Origin of the sequence: Kamptonema sp. UHCC 0994 (assembly GCF_029167235.1) — a bacterium.
GTDB lineage: Bacteria > Cyanobacteriota > Cyanobacteriia > Cyanobacteriales > Microcoleaceae > Kamptonema.
Genome location: NZ_JARFTR010000037.1, coordinates 19495 through 30682 on the forward strand (window position 1 = coordinate 19495; position 11188 = coordinate 30682).

The following is an 11188-nucleotide window of genomic DNA, read 5'->3' on the forward strand; positions in this document are numbered from 1 at the left end:
TTCTTCCCTCTTCCTTCTTATGCAACTGCAACGCCAATTCAGCGGACAATTGATTACCTTAGACACCCGTAGCGCGATCGCATCGGGCGGAGAAGGTCGCATTTATGCAGTCTTGCAAAACCCCTCCCTAGTAGCAAAGATTTACCATAAACCCACAGACGAAGACGCAGACAAACTGACAGTAATGTTCAGTATGCCTCCAGACGCACCGATCGCAGCCCCCGGACACGCCTCAATTGCCTGGCCTATTGACTTACTCCGAACCGCCAGCAATACGGAAAAAATCGTCGGCTTCCTAATGCCCCGCGTCACGAATGTAGCCCCCATCCACACCTTCTACACCCCCAAAACTCGCCGCGAACAAAAGCCTCTATTTAATTATCTCTACCTACACCGTACAGCCCGCAACCTCGCCGCCGCTGTTAACGCCCTTCACGTTCGAGGTTACGTCATTGGGGATGTCAACGAGTCAAATATCCTCGTCACTGATACAGCCTTAGTTACTTTAGTAGATACTGATTCATTTCAAGTCCGAGATCCTTACACGAGTTACGTTTACCGCTGTCCTGTAGGTAAACCAGAGTTTACGCCGCCAGAGTTGCAGGGGCAAACTTTCCGCAATGTCGATCGCACTCCAGAACATGATTTATTTGGCTTAGCTGTGCTAATTTTCCAGCTATTAATGGAAGGAACACACCCTTTTGCAGGAGTTTATCAAGGTAGCGGCGAACCTCCGCCCATAGAAGTGAGGATAAAATCGGGTTATTTTCCTTATGCAGCTAAGCGGGTTCCCTTTCGCCCTATGCCTGCGGCACCATCTTGGGAGATTTTACACCCAACTCTGCGACAGATGTTTGGGCGATGTTTTGAGGATGGCCATTTTAACCCGATCGCCCGCCCAGATGCTAAAAGTTGGGTTAGTGCTCTGAAAGAAGCGGAAGATGCGCTGGTAACTTGCGTTAAAAATAATCAGCATAAGTATGGGAATCATTTAAAGGCTTGTCCTTGGTGCGATCGCGCTAAGTTACTTAAAGGTCGCGATCCCTTCCCCTCCCGTAGCGCGGTACGAAGTGGCCAGAATTTGCAGCCGATTAAAGCTAAACGCAAACAGCAACCACCACCTCAGATTGTTACAGTACAACAACGCAGCCAGACTCAGACATCGCCAACGCCGCAGAGGGGTTTAACTCGTCAACTAGGTCAGTACCAAGCGCCGATTATGGTAACAGGGATGTCAAACCGGACTCCTGCGCCGTCGCCGCCAATTGGCGGTTTTCAGGGCTTCGTTCAGGATACCGTTTGGGGTACAGCTTGGGGTGGTGTGTGTTTGGCCGCGATCGCAGGTGGAATTTACGCTGCAACCGATCGGGATGGCGGTGCAATTTTGGGCGCAATCTTTGTGGGCACAATTTGGGGTGCTTTCTTTGGCGTAATTTGGGGTGTATTAACTGTCCCACCCAATCAAGTTGGGCGAAAGTGGGCAGGTATTTTTTTGGGTGCGATCTCTGGGGCTTTGTTGTTGAGTGCGATCGGCGGTGTAGTGTTTGGGGCAATTAACAATAAACCTGGAATTGGAGAAGCGATCGCCATTGGCCTTTGCGCCGGGACTGTTTGGGGAGGTGTTTGGAGCACTTGTAAGCCTCCCTGGGCAATGCCTGTAGGTCGTGCCTGGGGGAGGCAAGGGGCATTGTTGGGGATGATTTGGGGAGTGTTTTTTGGGGCAATTGCGGGAGCTCTTCTCGGCCTAGGATTTGCTATCTGGCCGGAACTTAACGGTAAGAATACTCCCCCTGTTGAATTGATAACTCTATTGGTTCAAGTGGTCGTAATATCTGCGGGCTTGGGTTCCCTTGGAGGTTGTCTTTCCGGTGCGTTGTTGGGGGCTTTTGGGGCTGCGCCGAAGTTGCCAGCAGCGTTTCAGCCTACGGGGGGGAAAGGTGCACTTTTGGGTACGATTTGGGGGACTTTTTTGAGTGCGATCGCGGCCGCAATTTTAGGCGGTGTCTTGTCTGCGGTATTACCTGTGATTAATAGTACGCCACCAGTAGAATTGGGAACCTTGCTAGGTGCGATCGTCTCATCCGCAGGCTTAGGCGCGATTTGGGGTATACTCTCTGGTGCCGTCTGGGGCGCTTTAGGGAGATGGTAAGTGAGGGAAGAAGGGGCTAGGGGCTACGATGCTCAGGGCTAGGGGAAGAAGGGGTTAGGGCGTTTTTTCAAACTACAACCACAACAGAACGCAGGCGATCGCAATCATAGCTGTATAATTTGCGGCCAACACTTAAGTCTCCTCGGTTCATGAGCGTTAACTGCTTGCGATCGCAAGCTTTTACCTATTTTCTAGGATACAACGAGGCAAGAAAACACGCCCTAGCCCCTAGCCCCTAGCCTAAGCGCCCCTAACCGACGAAAGCGGTTACTATAGCAACCGCCAAGGCAATTAGGACATGATTGATTGCTGGAACCCTTGATTCTATTCCCTTCTTCCCTAGTCCCTAGTCCCTAGCCCCTAGCCCCTAGCTATATATCACTTCGTTCCATTCAACCTACGGACGACACAAAAAAACTAGGGGTTTTAATCCCTAGCTAGCTGGGTACAACAGAGTTGAATTAAAACTCGCTGTACAACCTAAAGTATTCAACTAGAACAGAATGATGTCAGACTCGCTGATTCTTGGTCTGTTGTTAAAGTTTGCGAGTGGAACCAAACCACCAGCACTAGCGCCGTTGGTGTCGAAGTACAGATTTCCGCTCAGGTTTTCATAAACGAGGAAGTTGCCAACAGCACCCACCTCTGCCTGTGTACCCGTAGCCAAGACATCTTCAAGCACTAGGAACTCCCGATCGAGAGGTCTTCTGTTCGCGACCCCTGAAATTGGGAACCCAAAGCCAGCACCACCAGGTAAGCCCGTCGAAGATAGGGCGAGCTTATCTTGACCGACCACGAAATCGACAATACCATCGATTTGTCCTGCGACTGTTCCGCCCTCAAATGGGTTGAAGTAAACGAAGACATCGTTACCCGATCCGCCAGTGAGGATATCAGCACCAGGCCCGCCGATTAGGGTATCGTTGCCATTACCTCCAATCAAGTTGTCATTGCCAAAGTCACCGTATAGAGAGTCGTCGCCATCACCGCCATCTAGAGTATCGCTACTTGCATCTCCTTGAGGGCCACCAATCAGGATGTCATTGCCCGCACCAGTAGTTATGGAATCAACGCCATTGCCACCAGTAATCAGGTTATTGCCTAAGAAATCGCTGATAACGGTGGGCGTTGTCAGGCCAGCAAAGGTGACATTTGTAGCGTAGCTAATAGTGTCATTGCCCGCAAAGCTGCCAATCAAACTGTCGCCTGTGGAGGCAAAGACGATGAAGTCATTGCCTTCACCGCCGTTGAAGAAGTTAGTCGCACTGCGGTTGCCAATTAAGCGGTCGTTGCCCAGACCACCATCCAGAGTAATCCGCCCAATATTAGCTGCAAGGGAGGCATCGATGGTGTCGTCACCTTCTGCACCACTGGCTTGAGTGAAAACTCCACTCAAACTATCGTTGCCTTCGCCGCCAATCATCGTATCAGTTGAAAAGGCAGCTCTGATCGTGTCATTGCCGCGACCGCCATCTAATAAGCTATTACCAGAGTAGCCAGGAGTAGAAATGCTAGCTCCTTGGCTGGAGATCCCAGCGGCCGTGCTGGAGGTGATGAAGTCGTTGCCATCATTTCCCAATACAGTGTCTTGGAAAGCGAAACTTACGATCGTGTCATTGCCGTCTCCACCATCGTAGAAGTTCTTGCCGCCTCGAAAATCGCCAATACCGCCATAGAGAGAATCGTCGCCGGCACCGCCGAGCAAAGTGATTCTTTCGAGACCGACAGTCACAGGGCTGGTGGAGAAAAAATTAGTCTCCAGAGAGTTAAAAACTCTCAGGGTGTCATTACCATCATCCCCTGACGCATAGCTGTTGCTACCAACAACTCGTAAGGTGTCGTTACCCTTACCGCCGTAAAGGGAATCTCTTTGATTGATACCTGCAATTAGGTCGTCGCCCAAATCGCCGCGCAAGAAGTTATTGCCTTCATTGCCCACGAAGCCAGCAACACCACCACTTAGGGTTAAGCCGAGGTTATTGCTGCCATCACCAGCACCAGTAAAGAAACCAATGGAGTCATTGTCTTTGCCGCCGTAGAGGGAATCTCTCCTCTGTGCGCCGCCCAGCATGACATCTGCTCCCTCATTACCAAACATGAGGTTGGCTTCGGCGGTACCTTGGATGAAGTCGTCGGCTGCACCACCATACAATGTGGCGCGGGCTTCGGCGATGATCGTGTCATTGCCTCCATCGCCAAAGATATAGGCGGGGGTGCGCTGAGTCCGCAGAGAGTCTTCGTCGTCGCCGCCGTACAAAGTATCGTTAGGGCCAAGGGCTATCAGGGTGTCGTTGTCCCCTTGACCAAAGATTAAACTTCCGCCCAGGGTAGCGGTTCTAATAAAATCAGCACCTGCACCTGCGAATATAGTGTCCGGCCCTAGCCCGGGTAGGTTTAAATCTAGCTGATTAGGATTGTCATCTAGCGTTGTCATACACTTTCACTCCTCTACTTGTTGGTAATCGCGTACTGCGACTACAGACTCTGCCTAGAAAACCAAATATTTGGATTCCGCTGTAGTTTAACCTTTTTGCCAGTCGCAAGTCTAGCCCACTTTGAGTAAGCGTGTCTAGACTTTCTCTTGAGCCAACTTTTTGCTGGCTGGCTGTTGCTGTGAAAGTCTTCACCCTACAATAATCCTCTTTAGGTTTGGGAAGATATTTATAGTGGGTGAGACGGGATTGGCAAACTCCAAGTTCCGCAAGCGTTTTAGCACTTTTGGCTTGGTTCCGGGCACAGCGGTGCCTGGAGGCTAAGGTTTTGAAAGTTAGCAGATGGGTTTGGCTTAGATTGCGGTTTGGCCTAAAGCAGGTCGCGGCTGTTGCTGTGGGCACAGGTAGGCTCGACTTTAGGAGTTACGCTTGACACTTCCCGGTCTAAAAGACGCGGGGATTCTTAAGGACAACCTTTAGGGGATTAATCCGCCCAAAGCTTGATGCTTAAAGGGTCTGTCAGTGGCCCACTACCCACTCGCTCAAGTATTGAGTCTATGGCTACTTGTTTTGTGCAGTTTTTTAAACATTACATTATGGTTGCCAACTTTCGGGTTTTTCACCAAATTGGTAGGCTAAGTGTATCATAGTAGCATCATTGCTTTAAAAGTCTACGCCGCGTTTTAATTCTACTCCGCGATCGCCATAATGTTTGTGGCAGAAAACTTCGGAGTGGACGCTGGCTAGGTCGAAATAAGCGTGGGGTTTGTAGCAGCGCCCGGTGATAATGATTTCTGTATCGCGGGGCTTTCGGAGTAGGGCTTCGACTATGGGTTCTACGGGTAAGAGTTCGAGGTCAACGGTGGGGTTGAGTTCATCGAGGATGATAGTTTTATATAAGCCAGATGCGATCGCGGCTCTAGCTATTTCCCAACCGCGCTCGGCTTCTACATAGTCTAGTTCTTGTTGCTGTCCGCGCCAAACGATCGCATCTCGACCGCAACGTTGATGATCTACTAGATAAGGATATATCTGTCGCAAGGCTGCGATCGCGGCATCTTCTGTGTAGCCTGTCCCACCTTTGAGCCACTGCATAATTAATACACGATGGGATTGATCTTGGCTAATGCCTCTACCGATGGCCTGTAAAGCTTTACCGAGGGCGCTAGTAGATTTGCCTTTACCTGCACCGGTGTAAATCTCGATCCCAGTAATACCGCTAGCTGCGGCGGCGGGGTGATGGTGGGCCTTCATTTCTGAGTGCAAGTCAGCAATATCTAGTAGTGCTTGGGGGGCGGCCCTACCTGTGGCAATAATTTCTAAGTGTTCGGATTTGTGTTTGAGGGTATGGACTATTTCTTCGATGGGCAGTAAACCTAGGTCTAAGACGGGGTTAATTTCGTCGAGAACTACGACTGAGTATAAATCTGATGCGATCGCGCCTTTTGCCACGTCCCACCCCCGTTGAGCCTCTAACCTATCAAAGCGGGTAATTTCTTTGGGGCCGAAATATTCTGCTCTGCCAGTACGCACTTGGTCTATTAAATGGGGAAAGCCCCGCTGTAAAGCTTCTATTGCCCCATCTTCATCATAGGAGCGCCCCGGCCCTTTCAGAAACCGCAGCAGTAAAACTCTTGTGGGGGAGTCAGAATTGATGCCCAAGCCGATAGAGCGCAATACTACGCCCAAGGCGGCCTGAGATTTGCCTTTACTAGCGCCGTCGTAAACATGAATTTGACCGACTATGCGCTCTGAACGCGCTTGAGCCGTGCGAATCCCGATGCCATTCCTTACCATAGTCAGCAGTTATTTTAGTCTTTCTTTATGGAGGTATATTATCATGTTTTTGCTCTTGGCTTTTGTTAGTAAATTATTGAATTGGTTGATTTATACTCGGCGGTTGAAACCGCGTCTACACAGACGAAACCCGCCTACGCGGGTTGAATTTTTATAGTCCGCGTAGGCGGACTTTGCTTGTGTAGAAGCGATTTCAATCGCCCAATATTTAAGATTATAACTTAAAATATGGGGATGTTTTATTTTACTTCAATGTCGATTCAGTTTAGGGTGGATTAACCACTGTAGGCGTATCTGAAGTATTTACTAAGCTTTTCTCTATCTCCTGAATGGCGTTATCACAATTCTGGACATCACCATCAAGTCCCATTGATTGATAAAGTTCACGTGCATTTTGATAAGCAGCAATTGCCTCTGATTCTCGGTTAATCTTTGCTAAAGTATTTCCCAAATTAAACCAAGCATAAGCTTCAGCTTGGCGATCGCCAATTTCCCGTGAAATTTCCAGAAATTGCTGATACAAATGTCTCGCTTGCTGGTATTCTCCGAGGGCGTTGTAAGCCCTACCTAAATTGCCGTAGGAATGAGATTCAGCTTGGCGATAGCCCATTTCCCGTGAAATTTCCAGAGATTGCTGAAGCAACTGTATCGCTTGCTGATATTCTCCGAGGGCGTTGTAAGCCCTACCTAAATTATTTAGGGAACTAGCTTCAGCTTGGCGATCGCCGATTTCCCGTGAAATTTCCAGAGATTGCTGAAGCAACTGTATCGCTTGCTGATATTTTCCGAGAAAGTTGTCAGCAATGCCTAAATTGCGGTAGGAAGTAGCTTCACCTTGACGATCGCCTATTTCCTGTGAAATTTCCAGAGATTGCTGAAGGAACTGTATCCCTTGCTGGTATTCTCCAAGAGAGTTGTAAGCATTACCTAAACCTCTGTAGGAAGTAGCTTCACCTTTGCGATCGCCGATTTCCCGTGAAATTTCCAGAGATTGCTGAAGGAACTGTATCCCTTGCTGGTATTCTCCGATAGAGTAGTAAGTAATACCTAAACTGTGATAGGAAGTACCTTCACCTTGGCGATCTCCAATTTCTTGTGCAATTGCCAGCGACTCGTGATGCACTTCGATTGCATCTTTAAGTCTTCCCTGAACTGCAAAAATCCATCCCAAGCGATTCAAACTAGCCACTAAATCGAACTTTAATCCAATCTCTTTTTGCAGTTCACTCGCTTGATACAAATACCCGATCGCCAATTCTCTCTCTTTTCGATAATCTTCAGATTCTCCTCGATCTAATCTAGCTTCATACACCTGCGCTATCCGGCTATACAAACCTGCCAACTTAGGATCTTTATCACCATTTCTACTCCGGGTTTGTTCAATTAATCCTTGCAAATCTTCTAGGGATAATAAAAAGTCATTGTGATTGGAATTAGATAAACTAGAATCTTTCGATACATCTTCACCTATTACCGCTATAGATCCGCTCACTGAAACTAGACTAACTTTAACAGCTTCAAACCGAAAAACTCCCTTGCGCCAACTCCAAAAATCCGGTGCTCTTCTGTTAATTTTGCCAAAAATATCATTAGTAATCCACAAGACAATGGGAAAAGGAAAAGCCCGTAATCCTTCCCGCGTCCACTGGAGATAACCAAAAAATTTATCTTGTTCCGATCGCTCAGAATTTCTAGTCAAAAACGATAAATCTTCAGCACCAACAACCGTTAAAACTGACCTACCTCGCTGTTGCAAATACTCATCTTTCTCTACCTGGTTAGCAATGGCACTTCTCAGACTAGGTTCCCCCCTCGCAAGTCTTAACCGATAGGGGCGAATATTCCATTTTTCTAGTTCACCTTCGTAACGCTTAATCAGGCTTTCCCGAAAGTTGATATCATCGCAAATACCAACCAGTAACGATAAAATTCCCTGACTCGCCTTGATCGATACTAATAACTGGCGATAGCTTCTTTCGTTATCAATTTTATCTTCTAAAAAATCTTCTGGTATCATCAGATTAAGCCCCGACGCTTCAAGAGATCGCAGACGATGGGGTGGATATCATACCATAAATCATCATTTCTATATTCTAACACATACAAGCCGTGTAGTAAGTCTAAAAAATTCGTATTGTTTGAGTCGTCAGGTTCATAGTTGTTGTAAGTGGCAGTTAATATCTCAAACTCTACTTTGCCTAAACCGGCGGTAAATTCGAGACGCAACTCAGTTAAGGAACGGTTGAGGATTTCCTGATTAATTTTGATATCTTGGCGAGACGGTTTTTCTTCTATAAGCAACAAACATTCTTCGCAACATTTATTCGCGATGCGGATCATCTCTCGCAACACTCCGCCACTTTTAAATACGATCTGTTGGGCGGTTTCCGCTTCGATCAATTTAGATGAAAGGCGCTTTTGCAAAATATCCAAAAACAAGAGATTAGTTTGCTCAATAGCTGTAGGATTAGGTTGCCTATTTTCCCCTTTTGCAAATAGTTTTGCAACAGGCATGATTGAAATTTTGTTGTCTGTCTCTGTACTAATTGTCGCTCGCAAATTAATATTTCTGACAACGGCAATCGGAATAGTAAAAATTACCCGAAATCGTGGCGATAGTAACGCCTTAATATTGTCTCTATAAATATTTCCTATTAAAGCTAAATCCAGCTTGTCTAAATCATCAATAATCACAAGTATGTCTTTACCTGAGTTCTCAATAGCAACGGCAATTTCATTGATTCGCCCTATAAGATCGGCAAAGTTTTTACCTAATTCTTCCTTAATCTCCGTTCTAGTTACTGCATCTGCTTGCAATTTACCTTTAATGATACCTAACAAATCAAAGCCGGCACTTGATTCAGCTTTGATCTCCTCTAGCTTAGTTTTGGTACGAGTGGCAAACCATTCATAAAATTTATTTTTAATAGAATTTTGGATATTAACTTTTTGCGTTTCTGCTTTCTCCATCAACTGAACTGCAATCGCAAATAAAATGTTGATATGGTTGACATCAGACATTTCAATCAGATCTGATATCGAAAAGAAAACCACAAAATATTTTTCTTCCTGCTGTCGGCTAAATTCTGCTAGGAGTGTGGTTTTACCTGAACCCCGATGTCCAGCAAAAATAATCTTGTTACTATGAGGAGTGCAGGATTTCACCAATTGTTTCAGTCTAGCCGTCACATCCTCACGATAGGGAACCTGAAATTTCTCTAAATCCTCTGGCGTAATCAGCGGCTGAAACTGTAAATTTTGATATGCTTCCTCAAAGTCCGCAACTAAATTATTCTCAGGCATAAAGTTGCACTCCATTTTGTTAATATATCTAGATAATTGTACTATGAAGTTATCCTGAGTTGGATACAATCAAGTTTACTGACCTGCTACAGCTTTGACGCATGACCCCAGAGCCCAACTCTCCCCCACCCAATCCGATCGCAGAAAGTCCCAACGGTAACGCCGCCAATGTCCCTTCAGAAGAAGGGGTACTCGTGGCCTCCAAACCAGACAAACCGATAAATCCCAAGCCTGCATCTACTGAGATCAAAGCACCGCAACAAACCCCTGCTGAACTGTCCGCTTCAGCCTTCACACTAGGCGCGATCGCGGCGATGATTATCGGGTTGGCCAATGATAATGTCTGGATTGGGTTACTCGGTGCGATCGCCGCGATCGCTATCTCCCTGCGTATCATCTGGCCGAGTTGGGGACACATCTGGACGCAAGTAATCCCCCCCAACTGGCGCACTCTGATCGTCGCTTGCTTTGGGATTTTAGGGGGAATCGTGGGCTTATTGATGCTCAGTAGTACCAATGACGAACCGGGCGGCCGCAACATTCAGGTTAACTGGGATGCGATCGGCGCATTAGGCGAATTGATCGGCGCTTTAGGTCAAATTCTGATCGCAATTCTGGGCGTTTATGTCGCTTGGCGGCAATATGTGATCTCAAAAGACTTGACAATTCAGCAAAATAGAATTACTCAGCAGCAAACAATAGACGCTTATTTTCAAGGCGTTTCGGACTTAGCTTTAGACGAACAGGGATTCTTGGAAGACTGGCCCCAAGAAAGAGCGATCGCAGAAGGTCGCACTGCTGCCATTATGAGCAGTGTAGACGCAGAAGGCAAAGCCAAAATTATGCGCTTTCTATCCCAAGCTAAATTAGTTACCCCAATTAAGCGCGATCGCCATTTAGGTCGTCCCATCCTTGACGGAGACGGCGGTTACGCTGAAGATCGCGCTTACGGCGTGCGGGTCATTGAGATCGGTGTAATGTTAGCAGGAGCCGATCTCGCTGGTATGGATTTGCGGTGGACAGATTTAAGTGAAGCTAACCTTGTCAGAGCCAATCTCAGCGGCACCGACCTCGTGAAAGCAAACCTTTCCCGTACAATCTTATACGATGCGAACCTCACCAGAGCCGATCTCAAAGGTGCATCTCTATTTTACGGCTCAGTAGAAACCGCTTCACCCCGCAGTCGCAGTGATATTCCCGATTACATTACAGGTAAAAACACGGGCGCAGTTATCGAAAATGCTGATTTCACAGCCGTTAAACGTTTATCCGACGAGCAAAGATACTATTGTTGTTCTTGGTGTGGCGAACAATCTAGAAACACCATTCCCGGTGGCTGTGAAGGTATTCCTAATAAATTAGGAAGATGAATTTATAATTGTTAACTGTTAACTGTTAACTGTTAACTGTTAACTGTTAACTGTTAACTGGTAATATCTTGTCCACTTAAATACTTCAGGACTTACGCAAAAGTATCCGTAACGCCGCCATCCTGGCGGTTATTTAA

General features: G+C 47.0%; 6 protein-coding genes. 2 read left to right on the forward strand and 4 right to left on the reverse strand.

Going from position 1 to position 11188, the window contains the following annotated elements; genetic code table 11:
• Positions 1–19 precede the first annotated feature (19 nt).
• A complete protein-coding gene (locus PY364_RS03310; protein WP_275520554.1) occupies positions 20–2149 on the forward strand; it encodes a DNA-binding protein in 2130 nt (709 codons plus the stop codon).
• 493 nt (positions 2150–2642) lie between these two features.
• On the opposite strand, the gene PY364_RS03315 is transcribed toward PY364_RS03310, so the two are convergent.
• The 4 genes from PY364_RS03315 to PY364_RS03330 all read right to left on the reverse strand — a co-directional run bounded on the left by PY364_RS03315 (position 2643) and on the right by PY364_RS03330 (position 9681).
• On the reverse strand, positions 2643–4583 hold the full coding sequence (locus tag PY364_RS03315) for a calcium-binding protein (protein WP_275520557.1): 1941 nt from the start codon (positions 4581–4583) through the stop codon (positions 2643–2645).
• A gap of 661 nt (positions 4584–5244) precedes the next feature.
• The gene (locus PY364_RS03320; RefSeq protein ID WP_272029946.1) at positions 5245–6378 is read right to left on the reverse strand and encodes a cob(I)yrinic acid a,c-diamide adenosyltransferase; all 1134 of its coding nucleotides are present in this window, start codon (positions 6376–6378) and stop codon (positions 5245–5247) included.
• A gap of 265 nt (positions 6379–6643) precedes the next feature.
• Positions 6644–8395, reverse strand: a complete 1752-nt coding sequence (locus tag PY364_RS03325; protein ID WP_275520559.1) for a tetratricopeptide repeat protein — start codon at positions 8393–8395, stop codon at positions 6644–6646.
• The gene (locus tag PY364_RS03330; RefSeq protein WP_275520561.1) at positions 8395–9681 is read right to left on the reverse strand and encodes an ATP-binding protein; all 1287 of its coding nucleotides are present in this window, start codon (positions 9679–9681) and stop codon (positions 8395–8397) included. Before PY364_RS03330 ends, PY364_RS03325 begins: the two co-directional genes overlap by 1 nt.
• A 101-nt stretch (positions 9682–9782) precedes the next feature.
• Here PY364_RS03330 and PY364_RS03335 point away from each other — a divergent pair, with 101 nt between their 5' ends.
• Positions 9783–11051 (forward strand): pentapeptide repeat-containing protein, encoded by a 1269-nt coding sequence (locus tag PY364_RS03335; protein ID WP_275520563.1) that lies wholly within the window; start codon positions 9783–9785, stop codon positions 11049–11051.
• Positions 11052–11188: the final 137 nt, after the last annotated feature.

Bases quoted from the DNA above. Each gene is read 5' to 3' on its own strand.
- PY364_RS03310 (WP_275520554.1), top strand. From the start codon at position 20: ATGCAACTGCAACGCCAATTCAGCGGACAATTGATTACCTTAGACACC.
- PY364_RS03315 (WP_275520557.1), bottom strand. From the start codon at position 4,583: ATGACAACGCTAGATGACAATCCTAATCAGCTAGATTTAAACCTACCC.
- PY364_RS03320 (WP_272029946.1), bottom strand. From the start codon at position 6,378: ATGGTAAGGAATGGCATCGGGATTCGCACGGCTCAAGCGCGTTCAGAG.
- PY364_RS03325 (WP_275520559.1), bottom strand. From the start codon at position 8,395: ATGATACCAGAAGATTTTTTAGAAGATAAAATTGATAACGAAAGAAGC.
- PY364_RS03330 (WP_275520561.1), bottom strand. From the start codon at position 9,681: ATGCCTGAGAATAATTTAGTTGCGGACTTTGAGGAAGCATATCAAAAT.
- PY364_RS03335 (WP_275520563.1), top strand. From the start codon at position 9,783: ATGACCCCAGAGCCCAACTCTCCCCCACCCAATCCGATCGCAGAAAGT.